The organism is Nonomuraea sp. MG754425 (genome assembly GCF_021699195.1).
Classification (GTDB): Bacteria; Actinomycetota; Actinomycetes; order Streptosporangiales; family Streptosporangiaceae; genus Nonomuraea.
In genome coordinates this window covers 1-14,245 of record NZ_SSXE01000046.1, presented here as the reverse complement: position 1 = coordinate 14,245, position 14,245 = coordinate 1, and the positions used below count along the sequence as shown (strand labels likewise).

At 75.9% G+C, this 14,245-nt stretch carries 11 protein-coding genes; all 11 read right to left on the bottom strand.

Translation table 11 applies throughout. The features are described from left to right. Positions 1 to 66: 66 nt before the first annotated feature. Positions 67 to 1,914 (bottom strand): ABC transporter ATP-binding protein, encoded by a 1,848-nt coding sequence (locus tag FAF44_RS18060; RefSeq protein WP_237104351.1) that lies wholly within the window; start codon positions 1,912 to 1,914, stop codon positions 67 to 69. Continuing rightward, the gene (locus FAF44_RS18055; RefSeq protein ID WP_237104350.1) at positions 1,907 to 3,943 is read right to left on the bottom strand and encodes an ABC transporter ATP-binding protein; all 2,037 of its coding nucleotides are present in this window, start codon (positions 3,941 to 3,943) and stop codon (positions 1,907 to 1,909) included. Before FAF44_RS18055 ends, FAF44_RS18060 begins: the two co-directional genes overlap by 8 nt. Beyond that, positions 3,916 to 5,088, bottom strand: a complete 1,173-nt coding sequence (locus FAF44_RS18050; protein WP_237104349.1) for a lanthionine synthetase LanC family protein — start codon at positions 5,086 to 5,088, stop codon at positions 3,916 to 3,918. Before FAF44_RS18050 ends, FAF44_RS18055 begins: the two co-directional genes overlap by 28 nt. 99 nt (positions 5,089 to 5,187) lie before the next feature. After that, positions 5,188 to 5,337: a hypothetical protein gene (locus tag FAF44_RS18045; protein ID WP_237104348.1), complete on the bottom strand. Its 150-nt coding sequence runs from the start codon at positions 5,335 to 5,337 to the stop codon at positions 5,188 to 5,190. 46 nt (positions 5,338 to 5,383) lie between these two features. Beyond that, on the bottom strand, positions 5,384 to 7,747 hold the full coding sequence (locus FAF44_RS18040; protein ID WP_237104380.1) for a lantibiotic dehydratase: 2,364 nt from the start codon (positions 7,745 to 7,747) through the stop codon (positions 5,384 to 5,386). Positions 7,748 to 7,752: 5 nt separating this feature from the next. Beyond that, a complete protein-coding gene (locus tag FAF44_RS18035) occupies positions 7,753 to 8,613 on the bottom strand; it encodes a thiopeptide-type bacteriocin biosynthesis protein (protein WP_237104347.1) in 861 nt (286 codons plus the stop codon). A 67-nt stretch (positions 8,614 to 8,680) separates the two neighbouring features. After that, the gene (locus FAF44_RS18030; RefSeq protein WP_237104346.1) at positions 8,681 to 11,767 is read right to left on the bottom strand and encodes an adenylate/guanylate cyclase domain-containing protein; all 3,087 of its coding nucleotides are present in this window, start codon (positions 11,765 to 11,767) and stop codon (positions 8,681 to 8,683) included. Between the two features lie 6 nt (positions 11,768 to 11,773). After that, positions 11,774 to 11,959, bottom strand: a complete 186-nt coding sequence (locus FAF44_RS18025) for an aroma-sacti cluster domain-containing protein (RefSeq protein ID WP_237104345.1) — start codon at positions 11,957 to 11,959, stop codon at positions 11,774 to 11,776. Next, complete coding sequence (locus FAF44_RS18020; RefSeq protein ID WP_237104344.1) at positions 11,917 to 12,651, bottom strand: iron-containing redox enzyme family protein; 735 nt, start codon at positions 12,649 to 12,651, stop codon at positions 11,917 to 11,919. The genes FAF44_RS18025 and FAF44_RS18020 overlap by 43 nt, the downstream gene beginning before the upstream one ends. Before the next feature lie 84 nt (positions 12,652 to 12,735). After that, entirely contained in the window at positions 12,736 to 13,716 is a 981-nt protein-coding gene (locus FAF44_RS18015) for a radical SAM protein (RefSeq protein WP_237104343.1), read from the bottom strand. Next, positions 13,704 to 14,245: hypothetical protein (locus FAF44_RS18010; protein WP_237104342.1), on the bottom strand; the 542-nt coding region annotated here is incomplete at its 5' end. The genes FAF44_RS18010 and FAF44_RS18015, both read right to left, overlap by 13 nt.

Below are 14,245 nucleotides of genomic sequence, written 5' to 3'. Positions count from 1 at the left end.
AAGGCGACCTACCGTCACGGTGATCGTGACAAGACTGTGTCAAAGCTGGTCACAAGTGAGCGAAACTCATGTCCCGGCGAAGTCGTCGTCCAGGGCACGCGTCCACGACGGCCTCGACTCCTCGTAGCCCTTGGCGTGCAGCCGGTACAGCGTGGCGTACAGGCCGCCCAGGGCCATGAGGTCGTCGTGGCCGCCGAGCTCCTTGATCGTGCCGCCGTCCAGCACCACGATGAGGTCGGCCGTACGCACCGTCGCGAAGCGGTGCGAGACGAACACGGTGATGGTGCCGTGGTCCGACCGGCTCGCGGCGAGCTGGAACCGGCGGAAGATCTCGTACTCGCTGGCGGGGTCGAGGTTGGCGGCCGGCTCGTCGAGCACCCGCAGGATCGGCGTGTCCCGCATGATGGACCGGGTCAGCGCGATCTTCTGCCACTGCCCGCCCGACAGGTCGGTGCCGCCGGGGAAGGCGGGGCCGAGCTGCGTCGCCAGGCCGTCGGGGAGCAGGCCGGGCAGGGCGGAGGCGCCCGCGCGCTCCAGCGCCTCCCGCACGGCGGGCTCGTCATGGATGCGGGGCAGGTCGCCGATGCCGGCCGACTCCTGGAGGGTGAACTCCAGACGGCAGAAGTCCTGGAAACACGCCGTCACCTCCGCGCGCCAGGCCCGCACGTCCTGCGCGGCGAGGTCGCCGCCGTCGTGGGTGATCCGGCCCGACGTGGGCTCGTACAGCCGGCACAGCAGCTTGACCAGCGTCGTCTTCCCCGCGCCGTTCTCGCCCACGATGGCCACCGTGCGGCCCGCGGGCAGCCGTACCGACACGTCCCGCAGCACCGGCCGGGCCGCGTCCGGATAGCTGAACGAGACGTCCTCCAGGACGAGGTCCCCGCCGGCGCGCGGCGCGGGCGCGTCCGCGGCGGGCGGCCGGACCCGGGCCCGCGCGTGGTCGTCCAGCCACAGGTAGTGGCCCATGGCACGCAGCGTCTGGAGCATCCAGGCCAGCATCTGGATCAGCCCCGAGACGCTCCCGGTGAGCTGGCCGCCCAGCGCGATCGTCAGGACGACGTCACCCGCGCTCGCCTCCCCCCGCAACGCCGCCATGACGACCAGGAAGAGCGCCCCGGCGAAACCCGCGCCGAAGACCACCCAGCCCGCGGACGTCCACAGGGCCGTGCGCACGTCCGCCCGCCGCCGGGGTGCGTCCACCTGCTCCCACAGGGCGCGGTGCCGGCCCGCGATCTCCTCCTGGAGGCCGAAGACCCGCAACTCCTTCGCCGCGGCCGGCGAGCAGGCGATCGTGAACAGGCCCTGCCGCTGCCGCTGGGGCGCCGCCGTCTCCTGCTCCGCCAGCGCGGCGGCCCGCTCGCCGCGCCGCACGGCGAGCACCGTCGGCAGGGCCAGGAGCAGCAGGAACAGGAACTCCGGGCGCACGCTCACCAGCAGCACGACCGTGGCGCCGAAGGCGACCAGCGCCCGCAGGTTCTCCACCAGCGCGCCGAAGGCCGAGCCCAGCGAGGTGCGGTGGCTGCGCAGCAACTCCAGCCGGTCCTGGTAGGGCGGGTACTCGTGGTGGTCCAGGTGCGGCAGGCCGCTGGTCATCGCCATGATGCGCTGGTCCAGCAGGAGCCCGACCCGCTGCTGCAACCGGATGCGCAGATCGGCGGCGGCCGTGCCGGCGAGCTGGGTCACGACCAGCGCGCCCGCCAGGATCGCCGCGGCGGCCACCATGCCCGCCAGGTCCGCCGCGACCGCCGCGTTCACCATGCGCTGCAGCCCGACCGCCGTCACGGCCGCGGTCACGCCGACCACGGGGGCCAGCGCCAGCACCAGCGCGGCCCGGGGGGCGTCCGCCTTGAAGGCCGCCCCCACCAGCAGGGCGATCGCGCGGACCGCCATCCTCGGGGAGATCCGGTCAGCCATGGGGCGCCTCCCTGAACGGCTCGCTCTGCAGGGTGAACAGGTGGGCGTAGCGGCCACCGAGCGCCATCAGCTCCTCGTGCGAGCCGTACTCGGCCACCTGGCCGTCGTCGATCACGCAGATGCGGTCCGCCAGCCGCACCGTGGCGAAGCGGTGGGAGACCAGGATCGTGGTCAGCCCGCGGGTGATCTCCAGGAAGTGCTCGTAGATCTGCGCCTCGGCCCGTACGTCGAGGTTGGCGGTGGGCTCGTCCAGCACGAGCACCCGGGCGCCGTGCTCGACCGCGAACAGCGCGCGGGCCAGCGCCACCCGCTGCCACTGGCCGCCGGACAGGTCGGTGCCGCCCTCGAACCTGCGGCTCAGCGGCGTGTCCCAGCCGGCGGGCAGCCTGGGCAGGAAGTCGTTGAGCCCGGACAGCTTGGCGGCGCGGTCGAACGCGCCGTTGGCCCGGTCGGCGTCGAGCCGCCCGAACCCCACGTTGTCGCGCAACGGCAGCTCGTAACGGACGAAGTCCTGGAAGACGATCGCGAGCTGCCGCCGCCAGGCGATCGGGTCGAGCGTGCGCAGGTCCGCGCCGTCGATCGTGATCCGCCCCCCGACCGGTTCGTAGAGCCGGGCCAGCAGCTTGATCAGGGTGCTCTTGCCCGCGCCGTTCATGCCGACGACGGCCAGCGACGAACCGGCCGGGATGGTCAGGTCCAGCCCCTTCAGCACGGTCCGGCCGGGGTAGCCGAAGCGCACGTCCTCCAGGCGGATCTCCCGCGCGGGCAGCCGCTCGTCCGCGACGACGACTCCGGCGGACGGGCGGCGGCTGTGCTCGGCCTCCACGTCCAGCCGGCCGATCGCCAGCGCGTGCGGCACGGTGGCGCTCGCCTGGGTCAGCATCCACTGGATGTCCCCGATCCAGCCGAGCGCGGCCATGCCGGCGGTGGCCTGCAGGCCGATCGTGACCGCCGCCACGTCCAGGCCGCCGCCCGCCGTGCTGACGGCCAGGTAGCCGAACACGACGGCGTGCGCGGCGGCCAGCAGGAGCGGGCCGGCGAGCCTGGTCAGCGGGCGGGCCTGGCCGGCCAGCGCGTCCATGCCGGCCAGCCAGGCGCGGGTGAACCGGTCGTGCAGCCAGTCCTGGAAGCCGAAGACCCTGACCTCCTTCGCGGCGGCGTCGCCGATCGCGAGATCGCGGGCGTAGGCGGCGTGCCGCAGGCCCGGCATCGCCTCCTCCTCGGCCGCCACCGCCTTGCGCACCTCGCGCAGCCGCCACCGCGACACGGCGATCCAGGCGGCGGCCAGCGGCAGCGGCAGCCACCACGCGACGGTCGCGAGCAGGATCGCGGCGGCGATCCCGTTCAGCCGGCTGGACGTCAGCCGCGCGAGCGACGTCACGGCCTTGCCCGGGGTGTGGCCCGTCGCCAGGCCCTGCGCGAGCTGGATGCGGTCCGCGACGCCGGGATCGCTCAGGTGGCCGATGCCGACCGGGCGCAGCGCCCCTTCGAGGGTCGTCTGCCCGAGCGCGCCCTCCAGGCGGCGGGCCAGCTCGGCGGAGATCATCCCCGTCAGGGGCGTCAGCGCGAGGCGGGCCACGAAGACGGCGATGAGGATGGTCAGGTGCGCCATCGCGCCGCCGGTCGCGCCGCCCGCCTGGGCGACGTCCGCCACGACGGTGGCGCTGGCCAGCATGAACGCGCTGCTCAGCAGGGCCTGGAGGAGGATGGTCGCCGTCAGCGCGGTGGTCAGCGCGGGCGAGACGCGCGGCAGGACGCGCAGCACCTCCACGACGCCGTTCCGGCCGGTCACCCGCCCGGCCGCCTCGGTCGTGTCGCGGGCCGGTTCGGGGTCGTTCGCGCGGGCCTGGTCGTGGGCGGGTCCATGACCGTTCACCTGAGCCTGGTCGTGGCAGGGTCGGTCGGGTCCGGGGTCGTTCGCCTTGGCCGTGTTGTGGCTCGTCGCCTCGGTCGTGTCGCGGGGCGGGGCGTGGTCGTTCGTCCGGGCCGGGTTGTGGCCGTTCAGCTCAGGGCCATCGTGGCGAGCCATCGCCGGTCACCTCCGCTTCTCGTCAGCAGCGCCGACAGCACGCCGGGCGCGCCTTCCAGCAGCGACCAGCCGGTCCCGGCGAGTGCGCGAGGGTCGTCGAGGCCGTCCATCAGCCGGTCCGTCAGGTGCTCGGCGAGCCGGGCCGCCTCGGGCAGCCCCGCGTGCCGGGCGAAGGCGTCGAACACCGTCATCAGCCCGGCCGCCCCGTGGCACAGGCCCAGGCCGTCCAGATACAGGTCGTCGTCGTAGGCCGCGACGAACGAGCGCGCCGCCTCCAGGGCGAAGGCGGCCAGGTCGCCGTCCCCGAGCACGCGGGCCGCCTCCCACAACGTCCAGGCGTTGCCGGGGCAGCCGTAGCACCACGCCTGCCGCCGCCCGTCGCCCTTGGGGGCGCGATGCCCGTCCGGGCGGGTGGTGCCGAACGGCCAGGTGATCACGTTCCGGCCGTCGACGTACGCCTCGGCGACCAGCCGGGCCGACAGCCGCCGCAGCAGGCCGTCCTGTTCCTCGTCGAGCCCGTCGGCCTCGGCGGCGGCGCGCAGCGCGGCCACGATACCGGGCAGCCCGTGGGCGACGCCGAGATTGACGCGGCCGAAGTTCCAGCCGCGCAGCTTCTCGCCCTCGTACCGGCCGACCCGCAGCCCGGACAGCTCCGGGTCCGCGCAGAGCAGCGCCAGCCGGGACGTCAGCGGCGCCCGCTCGGCGGCGGTGGCGTCGGGGTCGGCGGCGAAGGCCAGCAGCACGCCCGCCGGGCCCACGATGAGGTCGTAGTCCTCCCACCCGACCCCCGTGGTCCGCCAGCGCGGCGCGGCCACGTACTCGACGAGCCTGGCGCGGAGCTTGGCGGCGGGCCCGGCCAGCATCGGCCACGTCCCGGAGGCGATCCGCAGGGCGAACATCCTGGCCGCCGCGCCGCCGCCGAACAGGCCCGGATGGGTCAGCGGGGCACGGGAGCCGCGCAGCCACGCGGCCATGGCGCGGCCGGCCGCCGAATCGTCCGGCGGACGCTCCCGGCCGGTCACCAGCGCGGCCAGGATCGCCGGCCCGGGGTCGGACCCCTGCCCGGCCGCCGAGGCATAGTCATCAAGCAGGGTCTCGGCGACCGCCTGGACGGCGGCCCGCTCGAGCACGGGGGTCGAGGTCACGTCGATGCCTTTCAGCGCGGGAGCCGGCTCAGAGCCGAGCGCCAAGGACGCCGCACGGCCGGGCGTCCTTGGCGATCGAGGGTTCAGCAGGTCGCGGCTTCAGCAGGACCCGGTGCAGTTGCCGCTGCACGCGACGGTGCCGTCCTCAGGGGCGTCGATCGAGTGCGTCTCCAGCTCCTCGACCAGCGACTCGACCTCGTCCTGAGGCTCGGTGCCGTCCTGGGGCTCGGGCGCGGTGTTCTCGGACATTGACTCGCCACCTTCCTTCTCGATCGATCTTCCGAGCTTCGGCCGGTCACGTCGTGCCGGCCGAAATCTGGGCCGCGGTGGCCGCCAGCGCCTCGGGCGCCACCGCGTGCGGGAGCCGGACGAGGACCTCGGCGGCCACCCGTTCGGCGTCGTGATCGCGCACGCTCAGCTCGTCGGCCGCGGGCGCCATCTCGGTGATGGTCAGCTCGGGCGGCTCGTCCTCGGTGAGCGTCCGCATGGCCTGCTCGAACGCGCGCACCGCGCGCAGGCTCTCCAGGTCGCAGGCCAGCGGCCGGTTGCCGGACGGCCCCGCCACGAACACCCACCGGGGCAGCCCCAGCCGCTCGCGCAGCGCCGTCAGCTCCCTGAGCCCGGCCAGGTCCCCGCGCGCGGCCAGGCCCAGCGGGCCGGCGGGCACCCGCCACTGAGCCGGGGAGATCACCAGGCACCCGGCCACGGTGATCCGGGGGACGAAGTCCCGCCCGGGGAACGCGGTGAGCGAGCGGCGCAGCCTGCGGGGCGGCGCGTGGTGCTGGGGGGAGCCGGCACACAGGATGCCGGTCAGCACCGGCCACGGCATCAGCGGGTTGCGGGTCGCGTGGGTGCAGATCCGGACGGGCCGGCCCGCGTGCGCGATCACGACCCGGTCCGCCTCGCGGTGGGCGGTCAGCTCGTTCAGCGGGAGGTGCCGGGCGCTCCCGGGCCGCCACGCCGGGCCGTAGTGGCGCGGGTCGGGGTCGCCGGTCCAGGCGGAGGTGTATCTCGGCCGGCGGATCGCGTTGGCCGCCCGTACGGCCAGCGGCGGGATCAGCAGCTCCACCGACGGGACGCCGGTGAGCCGGTCGAGCTCGGCGAGGAAGGCCCGGTAGGCGTCGGCGGCCGGGACCGTCCCGTGCAGCCGGCGCAGCGTCTCGACGAACCGCGCGTCGAGCACCCCGGCCGGGCCGGCGTTGTCCAGCACCCAGCCGCCGGACGGGAGCGGGCGGAGCACGCAGTCGGTCGGCCAGGTGATCGGCGCGTCCGGCGCTCCGACGGCGTCCAGCAGCTCCGCCGTGAGGTCGATGACCGGCGCGGACCCCGCCGCCGCGGCCATCAGGTCCAGCAGCCGCGCGTAACCGGAGCCGGCGCGGCCCGGGAGCGGCCACGTGTGCTCCCTGGGGTGGCGCCGGGTCAGCTCGCCCTCCTCGACGCGGGCCGCCAGCTCCTCGGCGAACACGTCCATGACGGGACGCGGCCGGGCCCCGATCCGCTCCCGTGTGCGGGCGGGCGGACGGGGGGAGTCGTCCTCGATCAGCCGGTTGATCCTGCGGTACTGCTCGAAGGCGTGCTGCAGGGCCGCCAGGTCGGCGGTGAGGGCGCCGTCGGCCCGCCGGTACACGTCCACGAAGCCGGAGCCGGAGCCGGCGTCCTGGCCGCCCCGGTCGCCCCAGCGGGCGGGACGCTGCCGCAGCGGGGCCGACACCTCCAGCACGCCGAGCCGGACCAGCCCGGCGGTGAAGGACGAGGGCGCGTCCAGCTCCGAGACGGGCCGCGCGCCGGAGCGCAGAGCCTTGACGAGCGAGGCGAGCGCGGGGCTCAGCCGCAGCCGGGAGGTGACCAGCCGCTGCGTCTCGCAGGCGCGGTCGGTCGTCCAGATCGCGAGCCGGTCGCCCTCCACCCGGTGCAGGGGCGTCAGCGACACCAGGTGCTCCGGGCCCGGCTCGGCGGCGCGGGCCGCGTGCTCGCGCCTGCTGTCGTGGACGTTCTCCGTCCAGTCCACGGCGACCTGCCCGGTCACCGACAGGCCCGCGCCCGGCCCGGCGACGGGCACCAGCGACACGTGGCCCAGCCAGGCGCGCGGCGTCGTCTTCACGCCGCCTCTGTCGATCATCCGCCAGAGGTAGTCGCTGCGCCGGCGCAGCCGCTTGGACGTCCACGGCTCGCCCGCGGCCAGCCGCCGCTCGATGTCCGCGACCACCTCGGGCGGCGCGCACGACAGGCCGCCGGGCACCGAGTGCAGCAGGTGCCACGGCGTGGCCAGCAGCCGGTCACGCTCCTTGCCGGCCCGTTCCCGCGCCAGCTCCTCCAGCCGGGCCGTCGCGCCGGACAGCGACGTCACCCGGTCCAGGAGGGCGGCCAGGGCGGAACTCGCGAGGATCTCGCGCAGCCGGGCCGTCTCGCCGGGGGAGAGGGCGAGCCCCTGGTGCAGGCGGCGGCGGGCGGACAGGACCAGCCGCCGCGCCCCCGCGGTCAGCTCCGGCCTCGGCACCACCTCGTCGCCGAGCCGCACGGCGAGGCCGGCCGCCGCCGCGCGGTGGTCGTCGTGCGTGCGGTTCAGCGTGCGCAGGCAGTCGGACAGGCCGGGCGAGGCCGCCGCCAGCCAGAGCCGGACGGGCAGGCCCGCGACGCGGAGCAGCGCGGAAGCGCTCATCGTGCTCACCGGGCCTCCTCGGCGTCACGAACCAGCAGCGCCTCGGCGATCAGCGCCTGGTGCGCCGCGGACAGCCCCGCCCGGTTCCAGTGGAAGATCACCAGGTACGACGCCACCGCGCGCGGCCCCATGCCGGCCGAGCCGCTCTCGAAGTAGTCGCGGAACCAGCGCTCGCCCTCCACGGAGACGATCTCGCGGTACTCCCCGGCCAGCTCCGCCGCCTCCGGCGACACCTTCGCGGCCAGCGCGGCGGGCCTCGGCCAGGCCGCGCGCAGCACCCTGGCCAGCCGCACGAGCCGGGGGTCCGCGCTCACGGACGGGGCCAGCGGGCGATGCCGCCGCACGCGCTCCCAGACACCGAGGTCCTCCCAGCCGGCGATCCGCAGCGTGCCGAACAGGGGCTGGAGCAGCAGCAGCGACATCGCCCACGTCGGGCCGGGCCGCGCGCCGGCCAGGCGGAGCCGGTGGTGCTCCAGCCAGGCCAGCGAGTCGGCGGTGAAGACCCGGTGCACGCTGCGCATCGAGGCCGGCCCGCCGAACAGGTACGTCTCCGGCTCGTACACGCCGGGCCGCCAGCCGGTCAGGACGCCGTCGCCGGTCCACCGGGTCAGCCGCTCGCGCAGCAGGTGATCGAGGCGGGCCTGCTCGCCGTCGCCGGGACGGAACCGGACGCGCAGGCCGGGGGGCTTGTGCATGAAGAAGAAGTCGTGGGCCAGCCCGTCGCGCACGGCCTGCCGGGCCACCAGGGCGAGTCCGGCGTAGAGGTCGCCGGAGCGTTCCCGGTCCGGGGTGAGGCCGTACTGCAGCCAGCGCTCGGCCGGCTCCTCCTGCGGCAGGATCTCGGCCAATCCGGCTGACCACTTCATCGTCCACCTCCTCGGTGTCTGCTTCTCGATCCTCGGGCGGGGGCTTCAGAACCGGTTCATAGTCGGCTCATACCAGCTCGTCGATCGTGCGCAGGGCTCTGACGTCGCGTTTCACCTGGGCGGCGGCCCTGGCTTGGGCGGCGATCCGGTCAGCCACCGCCTGGCCGGTGTCCTGGGTCGCGCAGCGCACGGCCAGGCGCAGGGACACCAGCAGCGGGGTGATCCGCGCGCCCGCGCCCCGCACCTCGTCCAGCCGCTCGCCGGCGCGCAGCAGGTGCCCGGCCGCGACGTCCGGCCGGCCCGCCCGCAGCGCGTCCGCCGCGGCGGCCTGCTCGGTCAGCACCTCGACGTCCCAGCTCCCGGCCGCCGGTCCCTTCTCCTGCTCGGTCTGGGGGCAGGCGGCCGGGGCGAAGGTCGCGTGCCAGAGCCGGGCCGATCGCGCGCCCGCGCTGAAGCCGATCGTGTCGTAGCGGCGGATGGCCCGCTCCAGGGCGCGGCCGGCCCCGTCGAGGTCGCCGTGCCGCTCCGCGAGCGTGGCCCTGAACAGGTCCAGCCCCGCCAGGCCCGGCTGGTGCCCGATGCCGGACAGGATCGCCAGGCCCTCGTCCAGCAGCGTCGCGGCGGAGGCCGGGTCGCACGTCATGTCCGCGAGCAGGGCGGCCGGACAGCCGACGGCCGCGCGTACGGTGTGGGCGTCCGCCAGCTCGGCGTGCAACTGGGCGCAGATCGCCGTGGCGGCGGGAGCCGGGGTGTTGCCGTAGGCCAGGCAGAGCGCCAGGTTGCCGTGGATCTCGGTGGCGCCGAAGCACCACCGGGCCCGCCGCGCGTGGCCGAACGCCTCCTGCAGCACCGACTCGGCCGTCACGTAGTCGCCGACCTCCATGTGCCCGATGCCGTCGAGCAGCAGCACCCGCGCGTACGCCGCCGGGTCCGCGGCCCGGTGCGCCAGCTCGCGCGCCTGGCCGATCAGCGACCGGTGCCGGCGCCCGGTCATCGTGGAGCGGGCCACCGCCTCGTTGAGGGTGAGCTGCACCGCCGCCGCCAGGTTGCCCTCGGTGTCCCAGCGGCTCCTGGCCGCCGCGATCCGGGCGAGGGTCTCGTCGGCCCGTCCGGCCGCCGCCGTGGCGTACGTCTCGATGGCCGCGATCTCCAGCTCCAGCCCCGGCAGGCCGGCGTCCAGCTTGCCGACCTGGTCCGCGGTCTGCAGCGCCATCGACAGGTCGCCGCGGGAGACCGCGAACTGCGCGGCGGCGCACAGCGCGCGGGCCGCGCGGGCGGCGGCCCGCCGCTCCTCCGGCTCTCCAGGACGCAGCTCCAGCCAGGCCGCGTGCGCGCGCCCGGCGTGCAGCGCGCACAGCTCGATCTCCGCCGGACGCCGCTCGGCCGCGGCCTCCGCCAGGTCGGCCACCTGGGCGTGCACCTGGGCGCGGTCGGCCAGGGGCAGCCTGCCGTACGCGACCTCGGCCACGACCGGCGACTCGACCTCCAGCTCCCGCGCACGGGTGACCAGCAGCCGATGATCGAGGAGCTGCCCGAGCGCCTCGTCGAAGCTCTGCTCCAGCGGCGGGTCCAGGGCGTCGGCGACCCGCTCCAGATCCCCGGCCACGCAGCTCCCGCCCAGCGCGTTGGCGATGGCGAGCAGCCGCTGGGCGTCCGCGCCCAGGTGGTCGAGACGGGCGCCCACCGCGGCCTCGGCGCTCGGGGCGATGAGGTCGGTCCGGCCCTCCGCGTCCACCTGGAGGCAGGCGAGCTGTTCGAGGTGCAGCGGGTTGCCGGCGCTGCGCCGGGCGAGGTCGTCCACGAGGTCGCCGGGCAGGGGCGCGCCGAGCCGGGCGACGACGCTCGCCGCCAGCTTCGCGGTGTCCCCAGGGCCGAGCGGCGCCAGCCGCAGCACACCCGCCGCGTCGCCGGCCTCCCGGCCCGCGTCGCCGGTCGTCCGGGCCGTCCCGTCGGCCGCCCGGCCTGTGTCGCCGGGTGGTCCGGCGGACCCGGCCGGGTCGTCGAGCCGGCCGCTGAGCAGCAGCGCGGCCGGGACGTTCAGGCCGGGGCCGGCGAGGCCGTCCAGGAACTCGCGCATCGCCGGGGACATCCACTGGCAGTCGTCGAGCACGAGGACGACCGGCCGCCGCGCCGCCGCCTCGCGGAGCAACTGCCGCAGGGTCCAGAACAGCTCCTCCTTGCCCTGCGGACCCTGCCCGCGCGGCACGGACGCCCCCTGCCGCGCCCCGGCGTCCGCCGGCGACAGGTCGGCCCCGAGTTCGTCGGCGAGCTGGTAGAGCGGCCAGTAGCCCAGCCGCTGCCCGTCCCGGCGGCAGCGCAGGGTGACGAACCGCGCCTCCGCCCCCATCCGCCGCGCCGCCTCGGCCACCAGCCGGGACTTCCCGACGCCCGGCTCGCCCGTCAGCAGCACCGCGGGCACGCCGGGCCCGAGCAGGCCCGCCCGCAACGCGGCGAGCACCTCGTCCAGCTCGGAGCGCCGGTCCACCATCGGGGTGTCGGCGGGCTCCTCGACCTGGTCGCAGACCTGCCAGGCACGCAGCGGCCGGTTGAAGCCCTTGGCGGTGATCGGTTCGAGCGGGCGGGTGGGGACGGCTCCGCGCACGAGCAGCCACGTCCGCACGTCGATGACGATGCCGTCGGCCGGCGCGGCGGCCTGCAGCCGGGCGGCCCGGTTCATGACCTCGCCGATCGCGAACGAGGAGTCCCGCTCGGAGAGCGCGACCTGCCCCGAGGCGATCCCGAACCGCACGGAGAAGTCCACCCCGCGCGTCCGCCGCAGTTCGGCGGCCTGGCGGGCGATCCGTTCCAGGGACACCCGCGCGCACTCCACCGCGCGCACCGCGTCATCCTCGTGGGTGGCCTCCACCCCGAAGACGGCCACCACCGCGTCGCCGATGAACTTCTCCACCCGGCCGCCGTGCCCGGTCGCCGCCCGGCTGACGTCGGCGAAGTAGGTGGCCAGGGTGCCCTGCCAGACCTCGGGGCTGAGGCTGCCCGCGAGCTGGGTCGAGCCGGCCACGTCACCGAACAGCACGGTCACGAACCGCAGCGTCGTACGGGCTGTGGGCAGCGGGGACAGCGGGCTGCCGCAGGTCATGCAGAAGCGGGCGGCGGGCGGGTTGTCACCGCCGCATCGAGCACAGGGCCGCGTCATCACCGGTCACCAGCACCAGCCGCCGCTCGCGTACGCATGCCCTTCGACGTCCGCGGCCTCCTCCATGCGTTCCCTGATGGAGGCGAGCACGTGGAGTTCCTCGTCGCTGAGCGAGCGCAGCACCGCGAGCTGCTCCTCCGACGCGGTCGTCAGGTCGAAGCCCGCGGCTTCCAGTTGGTCGACGGTCGCCATGTTGTCTCCTTTCGCGCGGCGTTCACGCGCAGTTGCACGGCTTCGACGAGCTGCGCCAGGCCGTGTGCCGTGTTGAGCGCGCTCAGCCCGATCAGCGTCTCGGCCTCGGGGGTGAGCGGGAGCCGGTCGATCGCCTGCCACAACTCCTCGCGATGCCCGTCGTCCAGGACGGCGTGGGTGGCCAGCGTGCGGAACGCGTCCAGCGGCAGGCCGGTGCGCCGGGACAGGAAGGGCGCCAGGCCGGGCGGGGGCGGATGGCCCTCCAGGACGGCGATGTGCCCGAGCAGCGCCACCGGGTGGGCGTGCCTGATCCAGTAGTACTGCGCCCCGACCACGGCGGCCACGCAGGGCGGCGGCGGGTCGGCGAGCAGGGTGGCGGGGTCGCCGCCCGCGCGGGCGTAGTCGGCCAGCACGTCCTGGTCGTGGCCGTACTCCTCGTGCGCGTGCCGGGCCAGGTACGCCGCGACGGCCCGCGACAGGTCGTCGTCGCGGGCCAGGCAGGTCGTGGTGGCGTCGAGGATGAGGGGGACGGTCGCGCGGATCATGCCGTGCAGGGCGCGCAGCCACTCCCGGTACAGCTCGCCCGGCTCGGGGTGCCCCCACATGCGCCGCGTCTCGGCGAGCAGCCCCGGCATGACGAGCCCGAGCTTGGCGGCCAGCCGCCGGCTCGGCGTCCCCCGAACGCCGGTCATCACGGGCCTCCCACACGGGCGGCGATCACGACGGGCCTCCCAGCCGGACGGCGGTCGCGACGGGTCTTTTGGGCCGGGCGGCGGTCATGGCGGGTCTCCCAGGAGGGCCGTCAGCAGGCGGGGGCCGTCGCCGCCGGTCTCGGCCATCTCGTGCAGGCGCCAGCACAGGCCGCAGACGTCCGGGTGCCGCTCGCCGGCGAGCCCGGCGAACGGCGGCAGCCGCACCAGGCCGTCCGCCGGGACCGAGCCGACCGCGCGCAGCAGCGGGTCGGCGCGGAAGGCGGCCAGCGCGTCCCGCAGTTCCGCCGCGCCCGTCACGCGGCGGCGCAGCCCCCGGGGCCCGCCGCCGGTGATGACGCTCTCGTTGCAGCAACCGGTGACCACCCCGTCGTAGCGGACGGTCGGCGACCCGGTCAGCGGGCACGTGCCCAGCTCGGAGACGGCGCGGTGGCGGGCGATCGGGAAGACCTCACGGCCCCGCCCCGCCCGCAGCGGGGTGATCAGGTTGACCTCGGCCTGCCGCTCCCAGTCGCCGCCCAGCGCCTCGGCGAGCACGTCCCGGGCGAACGTGGCCGCGCCGGGCTCGTCCAGGATCTGCGCGATCACGTGGCAGCCCGCGCCCGCCGCGTGCGCGACCGCGCGGCCGAACCGCGTCCGGCCGACGGCCGCCCGGTGGAAGGCGTCGGTGCTCAGGACGATCGTCGAGGACCGTTCCAGCACCCCCGTGATCCAGCCCGGACAGCGGTCCGCCGCCCAGTGGCCGCTGGTGAAGAGCACGACGTCCTTACCGGCGTCCGCGAACGCGTCCACGGCCAGGACGAGCCCGCGCCGCTCCGCGAACGGCTCGCCGCCGGAGACGGCGACGGCCTCGACGCGCGGTTCGGCGGCGATGCCCGCCACGATCTCCTCGAACAGCGCGCGGTCGGTGATGCGCGGCCCGGCCGGCAGCGCGCCGACCGAGCAGTGCGCGCACCCGACCGGGCAGCGGTCGGTGAGGTAGAGCAGCACGGTACGGCCACGCGCGCGGCGCAGCCGTTCGATGTCGGCGAGCCTCAACCGGCGCATGACGGCTCCCAGCCGAGCGTCACCAGGTCGCTGTAGCGGGGGATGCCGTGGCGGCGGGCGAAGGCGTGCGGGCCGCGCTCCTCCACGAGGCCGCGTACGGCGCGCTCCATCGGCGGGCCGGACGGCGAGTCCAGGTAGTCGGCGACCTTCCGGTCCAGGTCGCGGGGCAGGGCGACGCACACCTCGCAGTAGCCCGCGCCGGGGGGAGTCTCCGGCGGGCCGAACCGGGCCAGGGTGTGCCGCGGGCCGAACATCCGGATGGCGCGTGTCAGCGGCCGGTCGAGCTGCCGTCGCCGCAACACCGGCCAGGGGTCCCGGTCGGCGTGCCCGAGGACCAGGTGCGGGGGGCGGGCGGCGGCGACGAGGCTCTCGTTGCAGCAGGCCAGCACCGTCCCGTCGTAGGTGACCAGCGGCCAGGCCGCCATCCCGCACGGAGCGGGCGCGACGACCCCCACCCGGCCACCCGCGTCCGGGGCGGGGCCGGTCGGCGGGCCCGTGGCCGGAGCGGGGCCGGACGACTGACTCGTGG

What these genes read in the sequence shown, in the direction of transcription:
- FAF44_RS18015 (WP_237104343.1), bottom strand. Translation starts at nt 13,716, where the DNA reads ATGCGCCGGTTGAGGCTCGCCGACATCGAACGGCTGCGCCGCGCGCGT.
- FAF44_RS18035 (WP_237104347.1), bottom strand. Translation starts at nt 8,613, where the DNA reads ATGAAGTGGTCAGCCGGATTGGCCGAGATCCTGCCGCAGGAGGAGCCG.
- FAF44_RS18025 (WP_237104345.1), bottom strand. Translation starts at nt 11,959, where the DNA reads ATGGCGACCGTCGACCAACTGGAAGCCGCGGGCTTCGACCTGACGACC.
- FAF44_RS18045 (WP_237104348.1), bottom strand. Translation starts at nt 5,337, where the DNA reads ATGTCCGAGAACACCGCGCCCGAGCCCCAGGACGGCACCGAGCCTCAG.
- FAF44_RS18040 (WP_237104380.1), bottom strand. Translation starts at nt 7,747, where the DNA reads ATGAGCGCTTCCGCGCTGCTCCGCGTCGCGGGCCTGCCCGTCCGGCTC.
- FAF44_RS18030 (WP_237104346.1), bottom strand. Translation starts at nt 11,767, where the DNA reads ATGACGCGGCCCTGTGCTCGATGCGGCGGTGACAACCCGCCCGCCGCC.
- FAF44_RS18020 (WP_237104344.1), bottom strand. Translation starts at nt 12,651, where the DNA reads ATGACCGGCGTTCGGGGGACGCCGAGCCGGCGGCTGGCCGCCAAGCTC.
- FAF44_RS18060 (WP_237104351.1), bottom strand. Translation starts at nt 1,914, where the DNA reads ATGGCTGACCGGATCTCCCCGAGGATGGCGGTCCGCGCGATCGCCCTG.
- FAF44_RS18055 (WP_237104350.1), bottom strand. Translation starts at nt 3,943, where the DNA reads ATGGCTCGCCACGATGGCCCTGAGCTGAACGGCCACAACCCGGCCCGG.